Below are 25466 nucleotides of genomic sequence, written 5' to 3' on the forward strand. Positions count from 1 at the left end.
TCATACGGTCAGCGTCCGGTCCGAGGGGTGGTGGAGGCGGGCGGCCGCGGCGGCGCGGGCCGCCTCCAGCACGCCGAGGAGGACCTGCTTGCTGGAGGCACGGTCGCGCACGTCGCACAGGACGACGGGCGTCGCCGGATCGAGGTCGAGGGCCGCCCGGACCTGCTCGGCCGTGCAGTCGCGCTGTCCGTGGAAGCAGTTGATGCCCACGGCGAACGGGATCCCGCGCTCCTCGAAGAAGTCGATCGAGGCGAACGAGGCCTCCAGCCGGCGCGTGTCGGCGAGGACGACCGCACCCAGCGCGCCCGTGGCCAGGTCGTCCCACATGAACCAGAACCGGTCCTGGCCGGGCGTGCCGAACAGGTACAGCACCAGTTCGGGACCGATCGTGATGCGGCCGAAGTCCATCGCCACCGTCGTCGAGGCCTTGCCCTCCACCCCGGACAGGTCGTCGACGCCGAGGCTCACCTCGGTCATCCGCTCCTCCGTCTCCAGCGGAGGGACCTCGCTCACCGCGGCCACCATCGTGGTCTTGCCCACGCCGAAACCGCCCGCGATGAGTATCTTCAGCGCGGTGGGCATGACGGGGTCAGAGCTGACGGATACCATCCATCACCCTTTCGATGAGTTCCACGCTCGGCCGGCTCTCCCGCCCCGGTGGCGACTGCACCAGGATCAGCGAGGCGTCGAGCAGATCGCCGCACAGCACCTTGACCACGCTCACCGGCAGGTCCAGCAGGGCGGCGATCTCGGCCACCGCCAGCGCACGGTCGCGGCACACATCCAGGATGTGGGCCGCCTCCGGCTCCAGATGGGCGGCGCCCGACTCCCGCGCGGACCGCGCGACGACCAGCGTGATGAGGGTGAACGCGTGCTGGCTGTGCTGGGTACGGCCACCGGTGATGGCGTACGGCCGTAAGTAGCGCCCGGCCTCCCCTTCGTCGTGCCGGCGCGGTTCAGGCATTCCGGACGGAGCCGCCGGCCGGGGACTGCACGCGCGGGGCGGCCGTGAGGTACTGGCCCACCTGCTTGACGAGCGTGCCCATCTCGTACGCCATCATGCCGACATCCACTTCCTCCGAGGCCAGCGCGGCCAGCCGCGCCCCCTTGCCCGCGGCCGTCACGAAAAGGAACGCCTTGTCCATCTGAATGACCGTCTGCTGCACCCGTCCGCTGTGGAAGTGGCGGGCGGCGCCCCGCGCGAGACTGTGCACGCCCGAGGCCACCGCCGAGAGGTGCTCGGCGTCGTCACGGAGCATGTCCTTGGACTTGCCGATGAGAAGGCCGTCCCCGGAGAGCACGATGGCGCAGCGGATCTCCGGAATCCGGTCCACCAGGCCGTCCAGGAGCCAGTCCAGCTGACGTCCGGTCTGTACCTGCTCAGTCATTGCCTGTCCTCACAGTTCATGGGCAGGGGGGCCTGCCGCATCGCTCTGCCGCCCGTGCGCGCCGTGCGGCGTGTCGTCGTCCTCGGACATCCAGGCCCGCTTGAGCCCCTGGTGGATGGCGCTCATCGCGCGGGCCGACGCGTCCGGCGAGATCACGTCGTCCTCGCCCCCGCCTCCGGGTTCGTCCTCGGCCTGCGAGGCCTCCCTGCGCAACTGCTGCGCCAGGCTGGCCCCCCTGACGCGGTGCGGCAGTACCGAGGGGGTCGTCAGGGGACGGGAGGCGTCCGGCACGCCGTCCGCGACGGCGGGAGGGGTCGGCGCCGTCGGCGCCCCGGCCGGCCCCGAGGGATCCGCGGCGGCCACGGGCCGCTCCTGGCGCGGCACCGCGCCGCGCCGTACGGGTGCACCGGCGGCCGGCGGCGCGGAGGGGGGCTGGGGCGTGTACGGGTCCACGACCGTGTACGGGTCCGCGGGCAGGTACGAGGCGGGCGGCACGGAGGGAGCCGGCGGGACGGGCGGAGCAGGCTGCCCGGCCGGGACGTGGCCCGGCATCGCGCCGGGCGGGTCCGCGGGCGTACCTGCGGGAGGGCCGAAGTCCGGCGACGGCGCGGGGTGTTCCGCTGCGGCTGGGGGCAACAGGCCTGCACCTCCGTACTCGGGAAAGCCGTTGTGGTCGGGGAGCGGCGCGTGGACGAGCACCTCGTCGGCCCCGGCCGGGCCCAGCCGGCCCGCCCCGGTCAGGATCTCCCGGCCGGTGCCGGCCTCCTGGCCGCCGCTCGTCAACCGGGCGTCGGCCGGGCTCTCCACGGCCCGCCCAGCGGCGACGGCCGCCGACTGCAACTGGTCGACGACCGGGGAGGCCACGTCCTCCAGCAGCGCGGCGGGCAGCATCACCAGGGCGAGCGTGCCGCCGTAGTCGGACTCGCGCAGCACCACCTTGATGCCGTGCCGCTCGGCCAGCCGGGCCACCACGAAGTGTCCCAGGCGGGGATCCTCGCCGAACACCGTCATGTCGACCCGGGGCGGCTGGGCGAGCAGTTCGTTGGCGCGCTCCAGCAGCTGTGCGGGCATGCCGAGCCCATGGTCCTCGACGTGCACGGCCAGACCCTTGGCCACCCGGGTCGTGCCGACCGTCACCTCGGTGTCCGGCGGGGAGAAACTGGTGCCGTTCTCGATGAGTTCGGCCAGCAGGTGCGTGACGTCGGCGACCGCCCGCCCGGCCAGCGCCACCCGCCGGTCCGCCGGTGTGTTGCGCACCCTGACCCGGGTGTAGTGCTCCGTCTCCGCCACCGCGCCGCGCATCACGTCGGTGATCGCCACCGGCCGGGTCATGCGGCGGCTCGGCGGGGCGCCGCTGAGGATCATCAGGTTCTCCGCGTGCCGCCGCACCCGGGTGGCCAGGTGGTCGACGCGGAAGATGTCCTTGAGCAGGTCCGAGTCCTCGTGCTTGCGCTCCAGGTCGTCGAGGAGCGCGATCAGCCGGTGGATCAGCACCTGGGCGCGCCGGATGAGCTGGCCGACGACCTTGTCCGAGCCCTCCCGGCCCTGCGACTGGCGCAGCACGGAGTCCGCGGCGACCCGCGCCAGCTGGTCGACCGCCGAGGACAGCCGGCCGACCTCGTCGCCCGCCTGCTGCCGCTGCGGTGCGAGGGCGGCCGGATCGACGCGTTCGCCCTTCTCCAGCCGGGCCAGCAGTTCGGGAAGCCGGAACGCCGCCAGCTGCTCGGTGCCCGACCGCAGCGCGGCCAGCTCCTCGGACAGCCGCTCGAACTCGGCGAGCCGCCCGAGCGCCGAACGCCGGGTGCGCAGGGCCAGGACGGCCGCGGCGGCCACGGCGGCCAGGGTGGCCGCACTGCCGAGCAGCGTGACCAGCAGCAACTCCTCGGCCCGGTCGGTGGCATGCGAGGACAGCGCGCCCAGGGACGCGGTGGACAGGGACTGGAACTGGCCGACGACGCCTTCGGCGGCGGCCGGCCACGCGGTGGCGCCCTGGGGCAGCGCGGTGCCCTGACCGCCACTGACGGCCCGTTCGACCGAACCCACCGTGCGCCACTGGGTCCCGGAGGTGATCCGGTCGTAGGCGGCGGCCGAGCCACCGGGCAGGTCCGTGGCGGTCAGCCCCTCCCGGGCGGCCTCCTGGACGGCGGCGTACCGACCGAAGCCGGCACGGTCGGCGGCCGGTATGCGGTGCCCGGGCAGGGCCCCGGAGAGCAAGGCGTCCTCACGCGAGAGCAGTTCGGTGATCCGGGCCACCGCCACCGTCGCGGAGCCGGCGCGCGCCGACCCCGCGTCGTCGCCGCGCACGGCGGCGCTGAGCAGGGCCAGTCCCTGCGTGGCGGCGTCGGTGAAGTACGCGAAGGCGTCGGCAGAGGACAGCTTGCGCGCGTCGATCGCCGCCCGGCGCTCCGGCAGCGACTTCAGCGCGCCCTCGTAGGCCCCCGCCCGGCGCCGCAGCGCGGCCGTGTCCGCGGCCGAGGCGTGCCGCCCGTACTCGGCGAGGGCGGTGTCGGTCCTGGCACGGGCCGTGTCGAGCCGGGCGCGTGCGGCGTCCGTGCGGCTCGCCTGCCACATGGCGGTGAGCCGGCGCTCGTCCTGCAGCCGCGCGAGCAGTTCCTGCGCGGGCCGGGCGACGGAGGAGACGCGGTCGGCGTCGGTGTGCAACCCGACCTGGTCGTCCACCAGTCCGGCCGCCGTGTATCCCCACAGGCCGCTGACGCAGACAGCGGGGATGACGAAGGGGAGGACGAACGAGGATCGCAGTGATCTCGGGGTACCGGCGCGGTGACGTGTCCGCCGGTCGCGGGTGCCTGGCATCTGATTCCTCGTACTGCAACGGTTCAGCGGTGCGGGCAGGGGAACGCGACGTCCGACGCCCCCGCGCTGTGGCCTGGTGGCTCACCGTGATCGAAGTCGCGCGAGCTGCACCGTATCAGGATCATCGCGCAGCGTCATGTGTGGTCCACGGCAACTGGCCAGCGGCGTCAGACCAGTTGGAACGCCGTCCGGACGGCCCCGGGGCCGGTCGCGGGCGGCGGTGCGGGCGCGGCCGCACAGGGGTCACAGGAGCGCCAGCAGCCGCGGTGTGTACAGCGCCCCGGCCGAGGTGATGCCGGCGACCATGTCGAGGTAGATCGCGGTCAGTTCGGGGTCCGACTGCACGGCCCGCAGCAGGGAGAGCCGCTGCTCGTGCGGGTCGAGCCGGGCGACGCCGAGCGTGGCCTCGTACCCGGGGGCCAGCTGCGCCGCGCAGTCCTCGGCGTAGCGGTCCAGCGCGGCGTCGAGCCGGAGCGGATCGCCCTCCAGCGTGCCCGACACCGCCTCCACGAGCCGCTCGACCTGCCAGAAGGCGTCACTGATACCGCGGGCCGTGATGGAGTCCTTGTGGTGGGCGGCGTCTCCGACGAGGACCCAGCCGGGTCCGGCCGCCCGCCGGAAGAAGTTCTGCTGGTCGCCGCTGCCGTGCAGCCGCTCCACCGGCTCCCGGCCGGCCAGCCGTTCGTGCAGCGCGGGCGCGGTGGCGCGGATCTGCTCCCGGTAGGCGCGGTACGCGTCCGCGCGGACCTCCTCGAACCGGGACTGCGGGAAGTAGGCGAGGACGAGGGTCGCCGCGTCGTGGGTGGGCACCGCGGCCACCCAGCCGCCCGGCCGCTCGAACAGCTCCAGGTCGGCGGGGACGTCCGGCCAGTAGGTGTAGTAGGCGCAGGACAGCCGGGTGTCCCGCACGGTGTACGGGGCCGCCGTCAGCCGGGCCACGGTGGAGCGCATCCCGTCCGCGCCGATCACCAGGCGGGCCCGCTCGGTGAAGTCACGGCCGCCACGGCTGCCCTCGACACCGACGACCCGGCCCAGACCGTCGCGCAGCAGACCCGTCACCCGGCAGCGGTCGCGGAACTCGGCGCCGGCCGCGCCGGCCGCGTCGACCAGGATCGCGTCGAGCACATGGCGGCGCGGGGCGAACCCGGCGCGCTGCCCGTCCACTCCCCGGGCCCGGCCCTCGATGTGGACGTCGGCGACTTCGTAGACCGTGCGGTCCAGCGGCGGGCAGCCCGAGGCACGGACCCGGTCGAGTACGCCCCAGCGGGCGAGGGCGGCCACGCCGGGCTGGTGGACGAGGTGCGTGGACAGGGTGTCGGTGCCGTACGCCGCCTTGTCGAGCAGGAGGACGCGGTAGCCCGCGCGGGCCAGCAGCAGGGCGGCGGGGGCGCCGGCGCAGCGCGCTCCCACCACGATGGCGTCGTACATGCGGATGCCTCACAACGGGCGTCGGGGACGGGGAATCAAGGGGGAGGGGGGAGCCCCCGGTCAGCGGGAGCGGTCGAGTTCGCCGCGCACGGCGCGGCGGTCGATCTTGCCGTTCGGATTGAGCGGCAGCTGGTCGAGGACGGTGATCCGGCTGGGCATCATGTACGGCGGCAGGCGCTCGCCCAGCGCCGCGTACAACCGGTCGGGGACGCAGCCGGGGCCGCTGACCGCCGCCCGCAGTTCCGGTTCGCCGTCGGCGGCGGGCAGGGTGACGACGATCGCGTCGCGCACCGCGGGCTGGGCGCGCAGCGCCGCCTCGATCTCGCCGAGTTCGATGCGGTGCCCGCGGATCTTGACCTGGTGGTCGGTCCGTCCGAGGTGGACGAGCAGGCCGTCCCGCAGGGCGACGCGGTCGCCCGTGCGGTACCAGTGCCCGGGGCCGGGCGGCGATCCCCCGGCCGGCCGCAGGTCCTCGGTGAGGAAGCGGCCCGCGTCGTGGCGCGGGTCCAGGTAGCCGGCGAAGCGGAGCGGGCCGCGCACGCACAGCTCACCGGTCCGGCCGGGCCTGCCGTCCTCGTCGAGCAGCAGGAGGTCCACGTCGGGGTGTCCGGTCCCGATCGGGGCGGTGCCGTTGGGGGTGTCCGGCCAGTCGGCCGTCTCGTCGGGGAACCGGTAGGCGGTGCACGAGATGGTCAGCTCGGTGGGCCCGTAGAGGACTTCGAGGCGGCCGGCCGGGGCGGCGGCGCGCCACTCGCGGGCGGCCCGCAGCGGCAGCGGCTCGCCGCCGAAGACGCTCCACCGCAGGGTCGGCATGCTGCCCGGGGCCAGGGCGCCCAGGCGGGCGGCGAAGGTGATCAGCGACGGCACCGAGAACCAGTGGGTCAGACGCAGGCTGTTGACGGTCTTCACCGGGTTCAGGAGCTGGCCGCGCGACGGTACGACGAGGGTGCCGCCGCCCGTCCAGGCGACGAACAGGTCGTGCACGGAGCCGTCGAAGGTCAGCTCGAAGCTCTGCGAGAGCCGGCTGCCCGGGCCGATGCCGTACCGGCCGGCCACCCGCTCCAGATAGGCGCAGATGTTGCGGTGCCGCACGGGCACACCCTTGGGCGCGCCGGTGGAGCCGGAGGTGAAGATGACGTACGCGAGGTCGTCGGGGCCCGCCTGCCGGAAGGGCGCGCCGAAGCGGGCCGGGTCCGGGCCGGTCGGGTCCGGGCTGGTCGGGGCCGGGCTGGTCGGGGCCGCGACGGCCGGGTCCGTGTCGGCCGGGTCCGCGGGCTGCGTGTCGCCCGGGTCGGCGACGTGGACCGGCGCGCCGAGGCCGGCGGCGGGTGCGTCGTCCGGCCCGGTCAGGACCAGGTCCAGGCCGGCCGCGGCGGCGACGGCGGCGGTGCGGGCGGCCGGGTGCTCGGGGTTGAGCGGTACGACGGCGGCGCCGGTCCGCAGAATGGCCAGGTACCCGGCGTAGGCGGTCACCGAGCGGGTCGCGAGCAGGCCGACGCGCCGTGGCGGGGTGCCGCCGGCCGCCGTGACCAGCCGGGCGGCGAGGCGTTCGGCGGCCTCGCGCAGCTCCCGGTAGGTCAGGCGGGCCCCGGCGACCTCCAGGGCGGGCGCGTCGGGATGCGCGGCGGCCGTGCGGGCGAACCAGTCGTAGAGGTTGGGCGCGGGGGTCACCGGCCGGCCGCCTCGAGCGTCAGCGTCCACTGCCGCAGCTCACCGACCGTGCGCAGCCCACCGAGTTCCTCGGGCTCGATCTCACGCCCGCACCGCTGGGCCAGTTCCACGACGATCCGCAGCTTGGCCAGCGAGTCGATGCCGATGTCGGTGAGGGTGGATGTGTCGTCGAAACCGGTGCGGGCGTGCTCGCGCAGCACCCGGTCCGCGAGGTCCCCGGCGCCGGGCCCGTCCTGCGGGGTGCGGTCCTCGTGGCGCGCCTCGCCCGCCCGGTACCGCCGGGTCTGCCAGGGGTAGGCGGGCAGCGGTACGCAGCGGCCCGGTGCGCCGGACATCGTTGCCGTGTCCAGGTCGCCGCCCGCGGCGTAGCGGTCGGCGGCGGCCGTCAGCGGGTGGTCCGCGGCCGGTGCCGCCGCCGGGGTGCCGGTGAGTGCCGCGGCCAGTTCCTCGTGGGTGCGGCCGGTGACGGCGAGGCGGTGCGCGTGGTGGCGGCGCCGGACGGCCGCGCTGTGGCAGATGTCGCGCAGCGCGTACGAGGCGCCGGCGCCGCCCGGTCGCAGGTAGCGCGCGTACGCGGCGGTCAGCGCCCTGAGCGCGTCGGCGCTGTGGGCGGACAGGGCGAGGAGGTGAGGGGTCCCGTCCGGCTCGGGGGCGGCGGGCGGCAGATCTCGAGGGCCGGCCTGGGCGAGGACGACGTGGGCGTTGAGGGCCGAGGAGCCCTGGCCGCCGACTCCGGCGACGGCGGGCCGGCCGAGGACGGGAAGGTCCTGCAGTTTGTCGGGCAGGGTCAGCGGCAGCGCGTCCCAGTCGACGCCCGGATGCGGGGTGTCGAGGTGGAGGGTTGCCGGTATCTGGCCGTGTTCCAGGCACAGGACCGTCTTGATGAGGCCGGCCAGTCCTCCGGCGGCCTCCGCGTGACCGATGTTGGTCTTGACGGAGCCGACCAGCAGCGGCCGGTCGGCGGGCCGCCCGGCGCCGAGCACCTCGCCCAGCGCCCGCAGTTCCAGCGGGTCCAGGGCGGGGGAGCCCGCGCCGTGGGCCTCGACGTAGTCGACGTCGGCGGGATCGACGCCCGCGTCCTCGTACGCCCAGCGCAGCACGTCCAACTGGCCCTGGAGGGAGGGATTGAGCACCGAGTCGCTGGTGCGGCCGTCGTTGCCGACGGCGCTTCCCCGGATGACGGCGCGGACCCGGTCGCCGTCGGCCAGCGCGTCGGTGAGCCGCTTGAGGACGACGACGGCCACGGCGTCGCTGGGCGAGTAGCCGTCCGCGCCCGCGTCGCCGAACTTGCAGCGCCCGTCCCGGGCCATCGCGCCCGCGTGGGAGAGGACGAGGCCCTCGTCCGGGCGGAGCGGCACGTTCACGCCGGCCGCCAGGGCCAGCGGGGTCTCCCCGGAGCGCAGGCTCTGCACGGCCTGGTGGACGGCCACGAGCGAGGAGGAGCAGGCGGTGTCCACCACGACGCTGGGGCCGCGGAGGTCGAAGAAGTGGGACAGCCGGGCCGGCAGCAGGGACCGGAAGTTGTGGAGCTGAGCGGCCGTCACCGAATCGGGGCCGCGGCGCAGGGCGAGTTCAAGGTGGTCGGCGCGGGTGTTGCCGACGAAGACGCCGGAGCGGCTTCCCGCCAGCCGGTCGGGGTTCTGGCCGGCGTCCTCCAGCGCCTCCCAGGCCGTCATCAGCAGCAGCCGCTGCTGCGGGTCGAGTTCGGTGGCCTCGGTGGCCGACATGCCGAAGAACCCGGCGTCGAACTCGGCGACCCCGTCGACGTAGCCGCCGCGCCGGGCGGCTATTCGTCCCCGTCCGGGCTCGGGGGAGTACAGGGCGTCCACGTCGTAGCGATCCGGGGGTGTCTCGCTCGTGGCGTCCACTGCGTCCCGCAGCAGGGCCCACAGCTCGTCGGGCGCGGACGCACCGGGCAGCCGGCAGGCCATGCCGATCACCGCGACCGACCGAGGGTCCACGTCGGACCTGTTCATGAGAGAACTCCGTTCATACGTCGCACGGTCCCTGCGCCGCGGCGCAGTAGACCTTGCCCCATCGCAACTTGCCCCATCGCCACTTCTCCCACGCGCATGACACGTGCCCGGCGGCGCCCCGCGCACCGTCCGGGGGTGTGGACGGCGCGGAGCGGCCGGGGACGGCTGGGCGTGGGGCTCCCGGCGCGTGCGGGCCCGCCGGCACTTGCCGTGTGGGGGGGGCGGCGCTGTGTTCAGTCAGGCGGGCGACCGCCTCGCTGGGACCGTTCGGTCACCGCAGACGGCGCGGGTCGTGGGGTAAGACCCGCCGCAGGGAGAGGGATCGGCGGTCTCGACCTTCCCGAGCCTCGGGTACGGACCGGGGACCGCGCACCCGCCTCACCTTCCCAATTCCGAACGAAGATTCGAATATTTGTGTCTGATGTCGTGCCGGACCGAATGCGCCAGTCTCGACGGCGGGTCCATCGCACGATTGTCAGGCGTGAAATCGTTTCGGAACGACGGGTGGTCCAAGAATGACGGGAAGTGATCGCTTGATGTTGAAACATTGAAAAATTTGGACAGACTCCCCGGATGGCCACCTGACGCCCGCCGCCGGGCCCGGCTCCCGCTCCCCGTTCCGTGGCGGGGCAGCCGAGGGCCGGACAAGTCCGTTGCTCCGGACAGCCGTTGACGGTGGGACGGCTGAGGCCGGAATGACCTGGAGGGGTGATCCACGGCGGCCGGATCTCTGCTTTGATCTGACCCCATGGAATCCCTGTCACCCGAACAGCACCGTGCCGCAGGCGAGCAGCGGACGAACCGGCTGAGGATTCTCGGCCTCAACACGGTCGAGGCGGAGGCCACGTTCGACCGCATCGCGCGGCTCGCGGCCACGTTCACCCAGGCCCCGCTCGCCATGGTCAACTTCATCAACGACGAGCGCCAGATGTTCCGCGGCATGTACGTGCCCGGGGGGACCCCGGAGGACCCCGTGGACGTCTCGGGCGGCGGCATCCCGTTCGACCTCAGCAACCTCGCCCGCGAGGCGCCCGGCGACTACGGCTTCTGCCCGCACGTGGTCGCCCAGCGCTCCCAGCTCGCCCTCGACGACGTCTTCGACTACCCGCGTTTCAAGGGCAATCCCCTCGTCAACGACCTCGGCGTGCGCTCCTACCTGGGCACGCCGCTGCGCGACAACACGGGCGTCGTCCTCGGCACCGTGTGCGTGGCGGACTTCAAGCCGCGCGCCTGGGACCGCCAGCTCAAGCAGGGCATGCAGGAGCTGTCCGAGACCCTGCTGTCCGAGTTCAAGCTGCGCGACAGCCTCCTCGCCCAGCAGCAGGAGCTGTTCGCGGTCTTCGACGGCGCGCCCTTCCCGATCATGCTCACCGAGGGCCCCGACCACCTGCTGCGCTACGCCAACGGCAAGCAGGGGCAGGCCTTCGGCATGGTCCCCCAGTTCAGCCTGGGCCGGGACGTGCTGCCCGGCCTGGACCGGATCGGCGTCTTCGCCGCGATGGACGAGGCCCTGCGCACCGGCCGGCCCACCACGGTGCCCCGGGCGTCGCTGCGCACCTACGACTCCGCCGCCCCGCAGGACTTCGACTTCCTGTGCACGCCGATCCGAACCTCCCCCAGCGCACCCTTCAAGGGCGTCCTCACGGTGGCGATGAACACCACCGGGCAGGGCTACGGCGGAGCCGAGTCGCAGGCCTTCGCCGCCAATGTCCAGCAGCGCTTCGAGCAACTGGGCGGCGCCGCACTGTCGGACAGCGTGCCCGGACGGTGAACCGGGGCGGGCAGCCGATGCGGCGGGGGTGACGGGCGGGCCGGGCGACCGGGGCGGCCGGGTGAGGCGGGAGGCGGGGCGGCCGGGTGACGGGGTGACGGCGTCCGCGGCCCGGCCTCCCGCGCCGGCCTGTGGCGAGCTTCGCGCCCCCGGCCCCGGATGCCGGTACGCCTCGCGTTCACGCGCGGGGGAAGATGGAGATCGCGAGCGGACACAGGACCGAAGACGAGGAGTGGGTGTCATGCAGCAGGAACGAGCGGGCAAGCCGGCCCGGCCGGAGGAGCTGATCGACGTGGCCCGGCTGGTGACCGCGTACTACGCCCTGCACCCCGATCCGGCCGAACCCGGACAGCGCGTCGCCTTCGGGACCTCCGGGCACCGCGGCTCGTCCCTGGCGGCGGCCTTCAACGAGGACCACATCGCCGCGACCAGCCAGGCCATCTGCGAGTACCGCGCCGGACAGGGCACCGACGGCCCGCTCTTCCTCGGCGCGGACACCCACGCCCTGTCCGAGCCCGCCCGGGTCACCGCGCTGGAGGTGTTCGCGGCCAACGGCGTCACCGTCCTCATCGACGCGGCCGACGGCTACACGCCCACCCCCGCGGTCTCGCACGCCGTCCTCACCCACAACCGCGGGCGGACCTCCGGCCTCGCCGACGGCGTCGTCGTCACCCCCTCGCACAACCCGCCCGCCGACGGCGGCTTCAAGTACAACCCGCCGAGCGGCGGCCCGGCCGGCTCGGACGCCACCTCCTGGATCCAGGACCGCGCCAACGAGATCATCGCCGCCGGCCTGAAGGACGTACGGCGCATCCCGTACACCCGGGCGCTCGCCGCCGACACCACCGCACGCCACGACTTCCTCGGCGCCTACGTCTGCGATCTGCCCGGCGTGCTGGACCTGGACGCGATCCGCGGCGCGGGCGTGCGCATCGGCGCCGACCCGCTGGGCGGCGCGTCGGTCGCCTACTGGGGGCGCATCGCCGAACAGCACCGGCTCGACCTGACCGTGGTCAACCCGCTCACCGACCCCACCTGGCGCTTCATGACGCTGGACTGGGACGGCAAGATCCGCATGGACTGCTCCTCGCCGTACGCCATGGCCTCGCTCGTCGAGCAGCGCGACCGGTTCCAGATCGCCACGGGCAACGACGCCGACGCCGACCGGCACGGCATCGTCACCCCGGACGCCGGGCTGATGAACCCCAACCACTACCTCGCCACGGCCATCTCCTACCTGTACGCCCACCGCTCCGAATGGCCCGCCGCGGCGGCGGTGGGCAAGACCCTGGTGTCCTCCGGCATGATCGACCGGGTCGCCGCCGACCTGGGCCGGCGGCTGGTCGAAGTACCGGTCGGCTTCAAGTGGTTCGTGGACGGACTGGTCGACGGCTCGCTCGGCTTCGGCGGCGAGGAGTCCGCCGGAGCGTCGTTCCTGCGCCGGGACGGCTCGGTGTGGACCACCGACAAGGACGGCATCATCCTGGCCCTGCTCGCCTCCGAGATCACGGCCGTCACCGGGAAGACGCCCTCCCAGCACTACGCGGCCCTCACCGAGCGCTTCGGTGAGCCCGCCTACGCCCGCATCGACGCGCCCGCCTCCCGCGACGAGAAGGCCCGCCTCGCCAAGCTGTCCCCGGCCCAGGTCACCGCGGACACCCTCGCCGGGGAGCAGGTCACCGCCGTGCTCACCGAGGCGCCCGGCAACGGCGCCTCCATCGGCGGCATCAAGGTGGCCACCGAGAACGCCTGGTTCGCGGCCCGCCCCTCCGGCACCGAGGACGTCTACAAGATCTACGCGGAGTCCTTCCGCGGCCCCGACCACCTCCGCCAGGTGCAGGACGAGGCCAAGCAGGTGGTCCTGGCGGCGCTCGGCGGCTGAACCGTACCGCCGCCCCGCCGGGCTCCCCGCCCCGAGCGGCTTCGCTCCGCCGTGCCCGGTCCCGGCCGGCGCCCCCCCGCCGGCCGGGCCCCCCCGCCGGCCGGGGCGCCGGCCGCGGCCGGTGACCCGCTGTGGCAATCTACAGTGCTGTAGAAGATCAGCACGGGTCCCGCGGGCGACCCACGCGTGAAGGGGCAGGGGCGCCACATGCCGCAGCAGCACCCCCGGGAGACCGGCAGTCCACCAGGCGCGACCGCCACCCGCGCGGTACTGGCGCACCGCTGCCGCGCCGTCACCGAGGCCCGCTGGTTCGCCCTCGCGGTCTTCGCCGTCATCCTCGTCAACGCCGCACTGCTGGGCGTGGAGACCTATCCCGGACTCGTCGACCGGTGGCACGACTGGTTACGGCCGGCCGAACACGCCTGCCTGGCCGTGTTCACCGTCGAGATCGTGCTGCGCCTGGCCGCGCACGCCGACCGCCCGCGGGGCTTCCTCAGGGACCCGTGGAACCTCTTCGACCTCGCCGTGGTGCTGTGCGCCTATCTGCCGCTCGTCCGGGAGAACGCCACCGTGCTGCGGCTGCTGCGCCTGGCGCGCGTGCTGCGCACGGCCCGCTTCCTGCCCCAGCTGCGCATCGTGCTGGTCGCGGTGGCCCGCAGCCTGCCCGGCACCCTGAGCTTCCTGCTCGTCGGCGCGCTCCTGCTGTACGTGTACGCGATGGTCGGCTGGGTGTTCTTCGGCCACGCCGACCCCCAGCACTACGGCTCCATCGGCCGCGCCGTGCTGACCCTCTTCCTGCTGATGACCCTGGACGGCATCGGCGAGGCGGTGCACAGCGGCCTCGAAGTGTCCCGCTGGAGCCTGCTCTACTACTCCTCCTACGTCCTGCTGGCCTCGTTCGTGCTGGTCAACGTCCTCATCGGGGTGGTCCTCACCTCCCTCGACGAAGCCCGCGAGACGGAGCGGGCCGCGCCCGCCGGGCCGGTCACGCCACCGCCGGACGAGGACCGCCGGGACCTGCTCGAACGGATCAGGGCGGTCCGCCACGCCCTGGACGACCTGGAACAGGGCCTCACTCCGGCCGCCGCGCCGCCCGCCGGTGGCGGCCGTCGCACCCCTCCCGCGCCTCCCACCCCATCCGTACCAGACTTTGACCGTTCGTTTTCTTGAACGATTCGTGTTTGCGGCGGTAGGTTCGGCGCCATGACGGCAGCCCGGCCCCCGACGACCGCCGAGGAGCTGCGTGGTGCGGGCCTGCGGGTGACGGCCGCCCGCGTAGCCCTCCTGGAGACCGTCCGCGCCGGCGACCACCTCGGCGTGGAGGCCATCGCGGCGCAGGTGCGCGCCCGGCTGGGCCACATCTCCCTCCAGGCCGTGTACGAGGCCCTGCACGCACTCACCGCCGCGGGCCTCCTGCGGCGGATCGAACCGGCGGGCAGCCCCGCCCGGTTCGAGGGTCGCGTCGGGGACAACCACCACCACGTCGTGTGCCGGTCGTGCGGTGCCGTCGCCGACGTGGACTGCGCGACCGGCGAGGCACCCTGCCTGACCGCGTCCGCCGACCACGGTTTCTCCATCGAGGAGGCCGAGGTCACCTACTGGGGCCTGTGCCCCGGCTGTTCCACCGTCCGCAGCACGTGAGCACCGTGATCCGCCCAGTCCGGAAGGATTCCCATGTCCGAGAACCACGAGGCCATCGTCACCGATCCGAAGACTGAGGAGGCGGGCGGCGGCTGCCCGGTCGCGCACGGCCGCGCACCGCATCCCACGCAGGGCGGCGGCAACCGCCAGTGGTGGCCGGAGCGGCTGAACCTCAAGATCCTCGCCAAGAACCCCGCGGTGGCCAACCCCTTCGGCGCGGACTTCGACTACGCCGAGGCGTTCCGGAGCCTCGACCTGCCGGCCGTGAAGCGGGACATCGCCGAGGTGCTGACCACCTCCCAGGACTGGTGGCCCGCCGACTTCGGGCACTACGGCCCGCTCGTCGTCCGGATGGCCTGGCACAGCGCGGGCACGTACCGCATCAGTGACGGCCGCGGCGGCGCAGGCGCCGGACAGCAGCGCTTCGCCCCGCTCAACAGCTGGCCGGACAACGCCAACCTCGACAAGGCCCGCCGCCTGCTGTGGCCGGTCAAGAAGAAGTACGGCCGCAACCTGTCCTGGGCCGACCTGCTGATCCTCGCCGGGAACGTCGCCCTGGAGTCCATGGGCTTCACGACCTTCGGCTACGCGGGCGGGCGCGAGGACGTCTGGGAGGCCGAGGAGGACGTCTACTGGGGTCCCGAGACCAACTGGCTCGGCGACGAGCGCTACACCGGCGACCGCGAGCTGGAGAACCCGCTCGGCGCGGTCCAGATGGGCCTCATCTACGTCAACCCCGAGGGCCCCAACGGCAACCCGGACCCGATCGCCGCGGCCCGCGACATCCGTGAGACGTTCCGCCGGATGGCGATGAACGACGAGGAGACCGTCGCCCTCATCGCGGGCGGCCACACCTTCGGCAAGACCCACGGCGCGGGCCCGGCGGACAACGTCGGGGCCGACCCCGAGGCCGCCGGCCTGGAGGAGATGGGCCTGGGCTGGAAGAACACCTTCGGCACCGGCAAGGGCGGCGACACCATCACCAGCGGTCTGGAGGTGACCTGGACGTCGACCCCCACCCAGTGGGACAACTCCTTCTTCGAGATCCTCTTCGGCTACGAGTGGGAACTGTTCAAGTCCCCCGCCGGCGCGAACCAGTGGCGGCCCAAGGACGGCGCGGGCGCCGGTACGGTCCCCGACGCGCACGACCCGTCCAAGCGGCACCAGCCGACGATGCTCACCACCGACCTCTCGCTCCGCTTCGACCCGGTCTACGAGCCGATCTCGCGGCGCTTCCTGGAGAACCCCGCCGAGTTCGCGGACGCGTTCGCGCGGGCGTGGTTCAAGCTGACCCACCGCGACATGGGCCCGGTCTCCCGCTACCTCGGCCCCGAGGTCCCCACCGAGACCCTGCTGTGGCAGGACCCGCTGCCGGAGCGGACGTACGACCTCCTGGACGCGGAGGACGTCGCCGTCCTCAAGGCGAAGATCCTCGCCACCGACCTCTCGGTGGCCGAACTGGTCTCCACCGCATGGGCGTCGGCCTCCTCCTTCCGCGGCAGCGACAAGCGCGGCGGCGCCGACGGCGCCCGTATCCGCCTGGAGCCCCAGCGCGGCTGGGAGGTCAACGACCCCGACCGGCTCGCGACCGTCCTGCGCACCCTGGAGGGTGTCCGGGAGTCCTTCAACGCCGGGCGCAGCGGCGGCAAGGGCGTCTCCCTCGCCGACCTGATCGTCCTCGCGGGCGGGGTGGGCGTCGAGCGGGCCGCCAAGGAGGCCGGGTTCGAGATCGAGGTCCCCTTCACGCCGGGCCGCGTGGACGCCTCGCAGGAGCAGACGGACGTCGAGTCGTTCTCCGCGCTGGAACCGGCCGCCGACGGCTTCCGCAACTACCTGGGCAAGGGCAACCGGCTCCCGGCCGAGTTCCTGCTGCTGGACCGGGCCAACCTGCTGACGCTCAGCGCGCCCGAGATGACCGTCCTGGTGGGCGGCCTGCGCGTGCTGGGGGCCAACTACCAGCAGTCGCAGCTCGGCGTGTTCACCACGACGCCCGGCGTGCTCACCAACGACTTCTTCGTCAACCTGCTCGACCTCGGCACACAGTGGCGGGCGACCTCCGCCGACGCGACCACCTTCGAGGGCTTCGACCCGGCCACCGACGAGGTCAAGTGGGCGGGGAGCCGGGCCGACCTGGTCTTCGGCTCCAACTCCGAGCTGCGCGCCGTCGCCGAGGTCTACGCCGGCGACGACGCCAAGGAGAAGTTCGTGACGGACTTCGTCGCGGCCTGGACCAAGGTCATGGACCTCGACCGGTTCGACCTGGCCTGAGCGCCACGGGCTCCGGGCCGCCGCCGTCCCGCTCAGGCCTTGACCGGGGCGGCGGCGCCCGCCGCCTTCACCAGGCGGTCGCCGGGGCCGACCGACTTCCACAGCGCCTTGTCGACACGGAACTTCCCGGTGCCGCCCGCCGACAGGCGGACCTCGACGTAGTGGTAGAGGCCCAGGCCGTCGGTCGCCCGCCGGGTCTTGTCCACCACGACACCCTCCCAGGCGTCCTCTTCACGTACCTTGCGGGATTTGGGCATGGGGGCACCTCAGGCCCACCCCCGCCGGGCGGCCGGCATGCGGCCGCCCTCACCGGTACGGCCGGTCGAGGACCCTGCGGGCGACCCGTGCCGCCGCCTCGCTCTCGGCCGCGGCGGGCGAGAGTTCGCTGAGGGTGTCGAGGTCGGTGTCCTGCCGCAGCTCGTCCTCCCAGGTGGCGGCCAGCTTCTCCTGCTCCGCGCGCGGCAGGCCCTGGACGTGTTCGCGGTGGTGCGGGTCGAGGGCGGCCAGGAACCGCTCGACGGTGTCGATGGCCATCTGCTCCTCCTCGGACGCCGGGCGCAGGTCCGGACGGTCAGCGGCGTGCGAGACGCCGCTCCCCGCCGGCGCCGGGAACGTAGGGCAGGTCGTAGTGCTGGAAGACCGCGGCCTCCTGCTCGGCGGGCAGGACGTCGTCCGTGCCGATGGAGGGCGCCTTCTTGACCAGGCCCTTGGGCTGGGCGACCTTGAGGTAGTCGGGCCCCACGACCGCGCCGTCGACCGGTACGAACAGCAGGCGCTGCCGGGTGGGCAGCCCCGCGCGGACGGTCACCATGGACGGCTCGTCGGTGCCGGTGTCCACGTAGACCGCCTCCAGCGCGCCGATCTTGTGGCCCTCCTGGTCGACCACGTCGCGGTTGCGCCACTCACGGAGGTCCGCCGAACGAATCATGTCTGCTCCCTGCCGCTTTCCCGCCGCTCCCTTGCCGTAGTACGGATGAGTGACCCGGGCGCCGGGGGAGTAAACACGCCGGTGGCCGGGGCGGGGGACACCCCGGCCTGCGGTGTCAGCCGATCCGCCACCGCTGGGGCGGCGAGCCGGTGCCGGGGCGCTGGGTCACCGCGGCGCCCCGGTCCGCCGACGCGGCGGTCAGGAGCAGTCCGCTGTGCACCGAGGTCACGGTGAAGGCCCCGTTCGTCAGGCGCCTGAGCGTCCAGTGCTGGTTCTCGCCGCCGGTGCACGGCCACTGGATCACCTGGGCGCCGGCCGCGGCGGAACCGCCGTCGACGTCCGCGCACAGCCCCGAGGCGGTGTTGACGATCTCGTACGAGCCGTCGTCCTGCCGCGCGAACCGCCACTTCTGGTGGGCGCCGCCGTTCGCCGTCCCGGCGGTGAGCCGCGCCCCGGCGGCGCTGCCGCGACCGGGGACCTCCAGCGCCCGGCCCGCGTTGGTGAGGGCGTGGGTGCCGTCGAGCACGGGCGCCGCGCCGGTGGGCGTGAGCGTCAGCGTCTGCTCGGCCGCGGTGCGCGTGCCGCCGACCGGCCCGGCGCCGGTGGCGTTCCAGAACCGGGCCGGTGTGGTCTCGGCGGCCCGAGCGGAGTCGCCGGACAGGCCGATCACCAGGCCGCTGTAGCGGTTGACCAGCCGGTACGTGCCGTCGGGCGCGCCCCCCGCCGAGGTGCCCGGGATCACCCACCACTGCTGGCCCACGGTGGCGCCGCCGGGACCCGCCGCGGTGACGGTGGGCCGGGTGCCCCAGGCGCGCTGGGCGGTGGCGGAGGAGTCCACGCCGAGCAGGCCGCCGGTGGCCGCGTTGGCGACGCGGTAGGACCCGTCACCGTTGCCGGTGAAGATCCACGACTGCAGGGCCGAGCCGTCCGGGTGCGCCTGGGAGGTCGTGGCAGAAGCGCCGCGGACCTGGGCGAGGACCCGGTTGCCGCCGCTGGAGACGCGGTAGGTGCGGCTGGGGTCGAGAGGCCGGGCGGGCGCCGAGGCGCCGATGGTGAGGTCGACGTACTCGCCGGAGGAGTCGTCCGAGCAGCCGAACGAGCAGTAGGAGCGGAACGACCTGCCGACGATGCCCGAACTGGTCTTGTTCGCCGTGTCCAGGAACCAGCGGTACCAGGACGCGTTGGTGTGCGTGCCGGTGTCGCCGATCAGCCGCCACTTCTGCGTGGCCAGGTCGTCGGTGGCGTAGAACTGCTGCGGTGCCTTGCCGCTCTGGTCCACGCCCTGGGGTTCGCCGATGTACAGCCCCAGGTAGGCGTCGTAGGTGATGTCCATGACGAACAGGGGCGAGGTCGGGGGCATGGTGCCCGCCGCCACCTGCTGGCTCGTCGTCCCGCTGTTCGCCGGGTCGTACTCCTCGGCGGCGGGGGTGTAGCCCGTGGGGTGCGCGGTGTCGGCAGGCACCATGTTGCTCTCCCGGCCGCCGGCCCCGGGCTGCGACCAGGCGCCGTCGTACCACTTCCGCCAGGAGCCCGGCGCCATCTTGGCGGCGATGGGGGCCCGGGCCACGTGCGCGTGGAAGGCCTTCCAGCTGCCGCCCTTGTCCACGATCCGGGAACCGTAGAAGACGTAGAAGTAGCCGGAGGCGGTGTCCACGAACAGGCGCGGGTCACCGTCGCCGTAGTCGAACGTCTGCTGCGGGAAGGCCGCCGTGTCGCCGCGCTTCGTGCTGTACGGGGAGGTGAGGACGTGGTCCTCGATCGTCCACGTCCTGCCCCGGTCCCTGGAGACGGCGTAGTCGATCGCGTCGTAGTGCAGGCCGTCCCCGAAGGGTTGCGGGGTGAACTCGTTGTGGACCAGGCCGTACCAGTCGCCCGTGTCCGGGTCGACCCACACACCCGCCAGGTCGCAGTAGTTCTTCTGGGCGTAGTGCGACCCGGCGGGGGCGTAGCTCGACTCCACGCCGGTGGGGCTCGTGTTGCAGCGCCAGGTGGTGTCGCCGTTGCGGTCGCGGGAGTCGGCCGGGTTCACCGCGTCGCTCAGCGCGCCGTCGCGGGTGGCGGAATCGAAGTCCTTGCCGGTGAAGAAGGTCCACGCGCGGCTGTCGTTCGCGCCGTACAGCGAGTGGGCCTGCTGGAAGTGGAAGGTGCCGTCCTTGTCGATGTAGGGGGCGGCCGGAGTGTCGTCCGGGTGGGTCCAGGAACCCTTCGCGCCGACGGTGACGGTGTAGGCGGGGCCGGTGGCGCCGGGCGCCGGTGCCGCGGGGGCGGCCAGGGCGCTGCCGCCGGTCAGGGCCGTCGCCGTGGCGACGAGCGCGGCGACGAGCCCTGCGGCCAGTCTCTTGCGGTGAGGTGACACAGGTCCTCCTTGCTCGGGGCGGGGCCGCGCCGGCTGCGCGGCCCCCTGGGTGTGGTTCCTGTGCGTGACGGCGGACCGGTGTCAGGACCGGTCCGGTCCTCGGCCCCCGTGCCCGTACGCCCGGCCCGCTGCGCGGCCGTGGCGCCACGGCGGTCAGTCGAACGTCTCGACGTACTCCTCCGCCGGTCCGAGGGCCGGGCGGTCGGTGAGGGCGAGGTGGTCGCCGAACCGTTCCAGCTCCAGGACGGTGAGGGTGTTCCCGCCCGCACGCAGCAGCGGCCCGGGCAGGTAGAGCGTGGTCTGCGGTCCGCTCTCCCAGTAGCGGCCCAGCAGCGTGTCGCCCACCCAGACGAAGCCCTTGCCGAAGCCGGGCAGGGCGAGGAAGGTGTCGGCGGGCTCGGTCACCGTCAGCCGGGCGGTGGCGAAACCCGCCCGGTCCTCGCGCGGCGCCGCCGCCGCGGCACGCTCGACGTCCTGCCGCGTCCAGGTGTCCAGCGGCAGCCGGCGCATGGTCCAGCCGTGGACCAGCCGCCGGTCGACGCGGACGCCGCCCAGGATGCCCTTGCCCTGCCCGAGCAGCGGGCCGTAGTTGATCCGGCCCTGGTTCTCCACCAGCAGTTCCAGGCGCACCCGCGCCCCGGCGCCCGGCACGGTGAACGAGGCGGTCTCGCGGTCCAGTACGGCCACGGGGACGCCGTCGACGAACACCTGGGCGCGGTCGTGCAGCCCCGTGACGGTCAGCTCCTGGCGGCCCGGCGGCAGCAGCGGCTCGGCGGTGTACAGCACCAGGCCAAAGGACTGCCCCAGCTCCTCGAAGCTCAGCGGCAGCGGAGCCTGGACCGGCTCGCCCACCGACCGCAGCGCGGGCAGCAGGGCCGACCCCCGGGTGACCTCCAGCGTGCGGGGCGCGAGCAGCGGCGGATCGGCGGGCGGCTCGGGGACCTCGCGGCCGGGCCCGGTGAACGCCGTCAGCCGCTTGCGCAGCGCGTGGAACTTCGGCGTGAGCGCGCCGTGTTCGGCGATCGGCGCGTCCGAGTCGTAGCTGGTGACGGTCGGCTGAAGGCGTTCACCGTCGTGGTTGGCACCGGCCCACAGCCCGAAGTTGGTGCCGCCGTGCGCCATGTACAGGCTGACCGAACCGCCCGCTTCGAGGATCCCGCCCACGTCCTCGGCCGCGCTGTCGGCGGACCGCACGTGGTGCGGCTCGCCCCAGTGGTCGAACCAGCCGTTCCAGAACTCGGCGCACAGGAACGGCTCGTTCGGCCGGCGGGCGCGCAGCAGCGCCGCCGCCTCGGCCGGACGGGAACCGAACGTGGCCGCCGCGAGGTGCCCGGGCAGGCTGCCGCCGTCCTGCATCAGCGCGGTCGGCCCGTCCGCCGTGTACAACAGCTCGCAGACACCTCGCTCCACCAGCGCGTCGCGCACCCAGCGGACGTAGCCCCGGTCGTCGCCGTAACTGCCGTACTCGTTCTCGATCTGCACCGCCACGACCGGCCCGCCCCGGCCCGCCTGGAGCGCGGCGATGCGCGGGACCAGCTCGTCGAACCAGCGTCCGACCGCGTCCAGGAACGGACCGTAGGAGGTACGCAGGCGCATGCCGGGCGTGCCGGTCAGCCAGGCGGGCAGCCCGCCGTTGTCCCATTCGGCGCAGATGTACGGCCCCGGGCGCACGATGACGTCCAGTCCCGCGTCCTGTGCCAGCGCCACGAAGCGCGGCAGGTCCCGCTCGCCGTCGAAGCGGACGTCGCCCGCGGTGCGCTCGTGGAAGTTCCACGGCACGTAGGTGTCCACGGTGTTCAGACCGAGTGCCGCCAGCCTCCCGAGCCGGTCGGCCCACTGCTCGGGACGGACCCGGAAGTAGTGCAGGGAACCGGCCAGGACGCGGTGCGGGCGGCCCGCGCGCAGCAGGGTGCCGTCGGCGAAGGCCAGGACGGCCGGGCGGGCGGCGGCCGCCGTGCCGGGGGCGGTGGCGGTCTGCGGTGCGGAAGGGGTCACTTGACGGCTCCGGCGGTCATGCCCGCGCGCCAGAAGCGCTGGAGCGCGAGGAAGGCGATCAGAAGCGGGACGACGGACACCAGGGAGCCGATGACGACCAGCGGGGGAGGAACGGCGACATGGCTCGCGTTCCAGCCGACCAGGCCGACCGTGACGGGCTGCAGCCGGTCGTCGCCGAGCACCATCGCGGGCAGCAGGTAGTTGTTCCAGATCTCCACGAACTGGAACAGGAAGATCGTCACCAGCGCGGGCAGCATCATCCGCACCCCGATCGTACGGAAGATGCGGAACTCGCCCGCGCCGTCCAGCCGTCCGGCCTCCAGGACCTCGTCGGGCACGGTCTGCGCGGCGAACACCCGCGAGAGGTAGACCCCGAACGGACTGACCACGCTCGGCAGCAGCACCGCCAGCGGGTTGTCGATCAGGCGCACCCCGGAGAACATCAGGTACAGCGGCAGCGTGAACAGCACCTTCGGCACCAGCACGGCCGCCAGCACCGCGCCGAACACCGCGCCGCGACCGGGGAAGTCGTACTTGGCGAGCGCGTAGCCGGCCAGCGCCGAGAAGGCGGTGCCGAGGACGGCGCCGACGCCGCAGTACAGCACGCTGTTGAGCATCCAGCGCCAGAAGATCCCGCCGTCCTGGCCGCTGAGCCGGGCGATGTTGCCGAACAGGCCGAAGCCCTGGAACCACAGGCCGCTACCGGAGAACTGCTCGCCGAACGGCTTGGTCGCCGACACCAGCAGCCACCACAGCGGGAAGAGGAAGTAGAAGGCCGACAGGCCCAGCAGCGCGACGACCGTGGCCCGGCTCGCCGGACGGCTCTCACGGCGCGAGCGGACCAGCGCGGGCCGTGTGCTCAGCGCGCTCATGCCTGCTCCTCCCCGCGGTGGGTCAGCTTGAAGAACACGAAGGACACGACACCCACCAGGAGGGCCAGGAGGACGGACTGCGCGGCGGCGTACGGGTAGTTGCCCGCCGCGACCGCGCTCTGCGCGGACATGATCGGAGTGAACGTCGAGGACACCGAGCCGTCGGAGACCGGCTGGAGCACGGTCGGCTCGTTGTAGAGCTGCGCGGAGCCGATGACGGAGAACACCGCGGTGAGCACCAGCGCGCCGCGCACCGCCGGGATCTTGATGCTCCAGGCGATCCGCAGGGCCGAGGCCCCGTCCATCCGGGCCGCCTCCAGCACCTCGGCCGGGATCGACTGGAGCGCCGCGTAGATGATGATCATGTTGTACCCGGCCCAGCTCCAGGTGACGATGTTGGCCACCGACCACAGCACCACCTCGCTGTGGAAGAACGGGATCGAGACACCGACCGGGTGCAGCAGCCGGTTGATCGGGCTGGACTGCGAGGAGTACATGAACGACCAGACCAGCGCGGCGCTCACGCCGGGGATGGCGTACGGCAGGAAGCCGGCGAGCCGGAAGAAGCTCTTGCCGCGCGCGGAGCGGGAGTCGATCAGCAGAGCCAGTGCCAGGGCCACCCCGAGCATCACCGGGACCTGGACCAGGCCGAACAGCGCGACCCGGCCGAGCGAGGACAGGAACGCGTGGTCGCCGAACGCCCGGCTGTAGTTGCCCAGCGGGTCGAAGACCCTGGTCGGCGCGGTGAGGCCGAGGCCGGAGCGGTGGACGGTGAAGAGGCTGCTGACCGCCGCGTAGCCGATGGGCGCGACGTACATCGCCGCGAACAGGACGAGGAAGGGTGCGCAGAACAGCAGGGGCCGCAGGCGGCGCGCGCGGTACGCCGGGGCGGGGGCGGGTATGGACGCCGGGACGGAGGCGGGCGCGGGGCCGGACCGGCGGGCGTCCGCGGCGGGCCGGCCGGGGCGGGCGGCCGCAACGGTGCCGGCCGCATCGATCACGGACTCGTTCACTCGGCGACCTTCAGGCCCTGCTTCTTCATCTCGCCCGCGGTCTGCTCCTGGGAGGTGCGCAGTGCGCCGGCGATGGTGCCCTTGCCCGCCCAGGCCTTGCCGAGGCCGTCGTCGAGGTCGGCGGCGGTCTTGGTCATCAACGGCCCCCACGTCCAGGAGGAGTTGACCTGGGGAGCGGCGGCGGCGAACACGTCGTAGATCTTCTGGCCGCCGAAGTACGGGTCGCCGCCCTTGAGCTGGGGCAGGTCGAGCAGCTTCTTCGCGGCCGGGTACAGCGCGGCCTTCTCGACGAGCGTGCCGAAGGCGGCGCGGTCGGTGCCGAGCCAGTGCGCGAACTCCCAGGCGCCCTCGGTGTTGTCGCAGCCCTTGAGGACGGCCGTCGCGGAGCCGCCCGCGTTGCCCGCCTGGGCGGCGCCCGCGGTCCACTGCGGCAGCGGTGCCACCGCCCACTGACCGGAGCCGCTCTTCGCGCCGCCCTTGATGACCCCGGCCTGCCACACAGCGCCGACGACGGTGGCGATGTCCCCGTTGCCGATGCCGGTGTACCAGGCCTGGTCGTACATCGGGGCGCCGCTGATCAGGCCGTCGTCGGCGAGGCCCTGCCAGTAGTCGGCGACCTTCTTGTTCGCCGCGGAGGCCATGGTCACCTGCCAGGCGTCGCCCTTGACGCCGAACCAGCCGGCGCCGGTCTGCCAGGCCAGGCCCGCGTAGTCGTAGTCCAGGTAGGGCGAGGAGATGTGGCGGTGCGGGTCGGAGGCGTGGATCTTCTCGGCGTCGGCCCGGTACTCGTCCCAGGTGGCCGGGGGCTTCAGGCCGAGCGAGTCGAAGACCTTCTTGTTGTAGAAGAGGGCCATCGGGCCGGTGTCCACGGGCGCGCCGTAGACGGCGCCGCCCAGGGTCACCGACTTCCAGGCCGCCGGCTGGTAGTCGCCCTCGTCGGCGGAGGCGTACTTGCTCACGTCCTTGAGGGCGCCCTGCGCCGCGAAGCTCGGCAGGGTCTCGTAGCCGACCTGGGCCAGACAGGGCGCGTTGCCCGCCTTCACCGCGTTGAGCATCTTCTGGTAGCCGCCCTTGGCGCCCGGCTGGACGGCCTGGTAGGTGACCTTCAGGTCCGGGTGGCTCTTGTTGAACGCGGCGACGGCGTCGGCGTAGCCGGGCGCCCAGCCCCAGAATGTGATCGATCCCTTGCCTGCGGCGGAGGAGGACCCGGAGCCGGAGCCGCCGCATCCCGTGGCCGTGAGGGCGAGCCCCAGGGCCCCCGCTACTCCGGCAATGCGGACAATGGATCGCTTCACGGCTCCTCCTGAAGGGCTGGGTGCGGCGGAGGAGATGCCTCCGCGAGGCCGCGCGCACGGCACGGGCCACGGACCCGATGGCGGGCCGGCGCGCTGATGGCGGAAACTATGGCAGAGAATGTTATCGATGCCAATAGGCGGTCCCCGGCGGGCCGCCGGACAGCCAAA

Annotated in this window: 20 protein-coding genes; 5 read left to right on the forward strand and 15 right to left on the reverse strand. The window is 73.5% G+C overall.

Annotation, left to right across the window (positions count from 1 at the left end; genetic code table 11):
• The 7 genes from AB0G56_RS25015 to AB0G56_RS25045 form a co-directional block, all read right to left on the reverse strand.
• Positions 1-609 carry an ATP/GTP-binding protein gene (locus AB0G56_RS25015; RefSeq protein ID WP_360972916.1) on the reverse strand — a complete coding sequence of 203 codons (609 nt, stop codon included), beginning with the start codon at positions 607-609 and terminating at the stop codon, positions 1-3.
• Positions 590-964, reverse strand: a complete 375-nt coding sequence (locus tag AB0G56_RS25020; protein ID WP_360972918.1) for a DUF742 domain-containing protein — start codon at positions 962-964, stop codon at positions 590-592. The genes AB0G56_RS25015 and AB0G56_RS25020 overlap by 20 nt, the downstream gene beginning before the upstream one ends.
• A complete protein-coding gene (locus AB0G56_RS25025) occupies positions 957-1388 on the reverse strand; it encodes a roadblock/LC7 domain-containing protein (RefSeq protein WP_360972920.1) in 432 nt (143 codons plus the stop codon). Before AB0G56_RS25025 ends, AB0G56_RS25020 begins: the two co-directional genes overlap by 8 nt.
• Positions 1389-1397: 9 nt before the next feature.
• Positions 1398-4202 carry a nitrate- and nitrite sensing domain-containing protein gene (locus AB0G56_RS25030; RefSeq protein WP_360972922.1) on the reverse strand — a complete coding sequence of 935 codons (2805 nt, stop codon included), beginning with the start codon at positions 4200-4202 and terminating at the stop codon, positions 1398-1400.
• 243 nt (positions 4203-4445) lie between these two features.
• Complete coding sequence (locus AB0G56_RS25035) at positions 4446-5630, reverse strand: FAD-dependent monooxygenase (protein WP_360972924.1); 1185 nt, start codon at positions 5628-5630, stop codon at positions 4446-4448.
• Positions 5631-5690: 60 nt separating this feature from the next.
• The gene (locus AB0G56_RS25040) at positions 5691-7301 is read right to left on the reverse strand and encodes an amino acid adenylation domain-containing protein (RefSeq protein ID WP_360972926.1); all 1611 of its coding nucleotides are present in this window, start codon (positions 7299-7301) and stop codon (positions 5691-5693) included.
• The gene (locus AB0G56_RS25045) at positions 7298-9277 is read right to left on the reverse strand and encodes a beta-ketoacyl synthase N-terminal-like domain-containing protein (RefSeq protein WP_360972928.1); all 1980 of its coding nucleotides are present in this window, start codon (positions 9275-9277) and stop codon (positions 7298-7300) included. The genes AB0G56_RS25040 and AB0G56_RS25045 overlap by 4 nt, the downstream gene beginning before the upstream one ends.
• Positions 9278-10025: 748 nt before the next feature.
• Between AB0G56_RS25045 and AB0G56_RS25050 the strand changes: the two genes are divergently transcribed.
• The 5 genes from AB0G56_RS25050 (at position 10026) to katG (ending at position 16839) form a co-directional block, all read left to right on the forward strand.
• Positions 10026-11048 (forward strand): GAF domain-containing protein, encoded by a 1023-nt coding sequence (locus AB0G56_RS25050; protein ID WP_360972930.1) that lies wholly within the window; start codon positions 10026-10028, stop codon positions 11046-11048.
• A 241-nt stretch (positions 11049-11289) separates the two neighbouring features.
• Entirely contained in the window at positions 11290-12930 is a 1641-nt protein-coding gene (gene pgm, locus AB0G56_RS25055; RefSeq protein ID WP_360972932.1) for a phosphoglucomutase (alpha-D-glucose-1,6-bisphosphate-dependent), read from the forward strand.
• A gap of 207 nt (positions 12931-13137) precedes the next feature.
• Positions 13138-14100 (forward strand): ion transporter, encoded by a 963-nt coding sequence (locus tag AB0G56_RS25060; protein WP_360972934.1) that lies wholly within the window; start codon positions 13138-13140, stop codon positions 14098-14100.
• Between the two features lie 33 nt (positions 14101-14133).
• Positions 14134-14571, forward strand: a complete 438-nt coding sequence (locus AB0G56_RS25065) for a Fur family transcriptional regulator (protein ID WP_360972936.1) — start codon at positions 14134-14136, stop codon at positions 14569-14571.
• A 33-nt stretch (positions 14572-14604) separates the two neighbouring features.
• Positions 14605-16839, forward strand: a complete 2235-nt coding sequence (gene katG / locus AB0G56_RS25070) for a catalase/peroxidase HPI (RefSeq protein WP_360972938.1) — start codon at positions 14605-14607, stop codon at positions 16837-16839.
• A gap of 32 nt (positions 16840-16871) precedes the next feature.
• Here the strand turns inward: katG and AB0G56_RS25075 are convergent, their stop codons facing one another.
• From AB0G56_RS25075 to AB0G56_RS25110, 8 genes are all read right to left on the reverse strand, one after another.
• Positions 16872-17096 (reverse strand): hypothetical protein, encoded by a 225-nt coding sequence (locus AB0G56_RS25075; protein WP_360972940.1) that lies wholly within the window; start codon positions 17094-17096, stop codon positions 16872-16874.
• A gap of 49 nt (positions 17097-17145) precedes the next feature.
• A complete protein-coding gene (locus AB0G56_RS25080; RefSeq protein ID WP_360972942.1) occupies positions 17146-17373 on the reverse strand; it encodes a hypothetical protein in 228 nt (75 codons plus the stop codon).
• A gap of 37 nt (positions 17374-17410) precedes the next feature.
• On the reverse strand, positions 17411-17767 hold the full coding sequence (locus tag AB0G56_RS25085) for a PRC-barrel domain-containing protein (RefSeq protein ID WP_360972944.1): 357 nt from the start codon (positions 17765-17767) through the stop codon (positions 17411-17413).
• A 115-nt stretch (positions 17768-17882) separates the two neighbouring features.
• Entirely contained in the window at positions 17883-20123 is a 2241-nt protein-coding gene (locus AB0G56_RS25090; protein WP_360972946.1) for an RICIN domain-containing protein, read from the reverse strand.
• Positions 20124-20276: 153 nt separating this feature from the next.
• Positions 20277-22118: a beta-galactosidase family protein gene (locus tag AB0G56_RS25095; RefSeq protein WP_360972948.1), complete on the reverse strand. Its 1842-nt coding sequence runs from the start codon at positions 22116-22118 to the stop codon at positions 20277-20279.
• Positions 22115-22990, reverse strand: a complete 876-nt coding sequence (locus AB0G56_RS25100; protein WP_360972950.1) for a carbohydrate ABC transporter permease — start codon at positions 22988-22990, stop codon at positions 22115-22117. Before AB0G56_RS25100 ends, AB0G56_RS25095 begins: the two co-directional genes overlap by 4 nt.
• The gene (locus tag AB0G56_RS25105) at positions 22987-24003 is read right to left on the reverse strand and encodes a sugar ABC transporter permease (protein WP_360972952.1); all 1017 of its coding nucleotides are present in this window, start codon (positions 24001-24003) and stop codon (positions 22987-22989) included. The genes AB0G56_RS25100 and AB0G56_RS25105 overlap by 4 nt, the downstream gene beginning before the upstream one ends.
• Positions 24000-25298, reverse strand: coding sequence for an extracellular solute-binding protein (locus tag AB0G56_RS25110; protein WP_360972954.1), 1299 nt, complete (start codon positions 25296-25298; stop codon positions 24000-24002). The genes AB0G56_RS25105 and AB0G56_RS25110 overlap by 4 nt, the downstream gene beginning before the upstream one ends.
• Positions 25299-25466: the final 168 nt, after the last annotated feature.

It is taken from the genome of Streptomyces sp. NPDC021356, assembly GCF_040641015.1.
Lineage (GTDB): Bacteria > Actinomycetota > Actinomycetes > Streptomycetales > Streptomycetaceae > Streptomyces.

Bases quoted from the DNA above. Each gene is read 5' to 3' on its own strand.
- pgm (WP_360972932.1), top strand. From the start codon at position 11,290: ATGCAGCAGGAACGAGCGGGCAAGCCGGCCCGGCCGGAGGAGCTGATC.
- AB0G56_RS25080 (WP_360972942.1), bottom strand. From the start codon at position 17,373: ATGGCCATCGACACCGTCGAGCGGTTCCTGGCCGCCCTCGACCCGCAC.
- AB0G56_RS25020 (WP_360972918.1), bottom strand. From the start codon at position 964: ATGCCTGAACCGCGCCGGCACGACGAAGGGGAGGCCGGGCGCTACTTA.
- katG (WP_360972938.1), top strand. From the start codon at position 14,605: ATGTCCGAGAACCACGAGGCCATCGTCACCGATCCGAAGACTGAGGAG.
- AB0G56_RS25045 (WP_360972928.1), bottom strand. From the start codon at position 9,277: ATGAACAGGTCCGACGTGGACCCTCGGTCGGTCGCGGTGATCGGCATG.
- AB0G56_RS25050 (WP_360972930.1), top strand. From the start codon at position 10,026: ATGGAATCCCTGTCACCCGAACAGCACCGTGCCGCAGGCGAGCAGCGG.
- AB0G56_RS25085 (WP_360972944.1), bottom strand. From the start codon at position 17,767: ATGATTCGTTCGGCGGACCTCCGTGAGTGGCGCAACCGCGACGTGGTC.
- AB0G56_RS25060 (WP_360972934.1), top strand. From the start codon at position 13,138: ATGCCGCAGCAGCACCCCCGGGAGACCGGCAGTCCACCAGGCGCGACC.
- AB0G56_RS25075 (WP_360972940.1), bottom strand. From the start codon at position 17,096: ATGCCCAAATCCCGCAAGGTACGTGAAGAGGACGCCTGGGAGGGTGTC.
- AB0G56_RS25100 (WP_360972950.1), bottom strand. From the start codon at position 22,990: ATGAGCGCGCTGAGCACACGGCCCGCGCTGGTCCGCTCGCGCCGTGAG.
- AB0G56_RS25065 (WP_360972936.1), top strand. From the start codon at position 14,134: ATGACGGCAGCCCGGCCCCCGACGACCGCCGAGGAGCTGCGTGGTGCG.
- AB0G56_RS25015 (WP_360972916.1), bottom strand. From the start codon at position 609: ATGGTATCCGTCAGCTCTGACCCCGTCATGCCCACCGCGCTGAAGATA.
- AB0G56_RS25025 (WP_360972920.1), bottom strand. From the start codon at position 1,388: ATGACTGAGCAGGTACAGACCGGACGTCAGCTGGACTGGCTCCTGGAC.
- AB0G56_RS25035 (WP_360972924.1), bottom strand. From the start codon at position 5,630: ATGTACGACGCCATCGTGGTGGGAGCGCGCTGCGCCGGCGCCCCCGCC.
- AB0G56_RS25030 (WP_360972922.1), bottom strand. From the start codon at position 4,202: ATGCCAGGCACCCGCGACCGGCGGACACGTCACCGCGCCGGTACCCCG.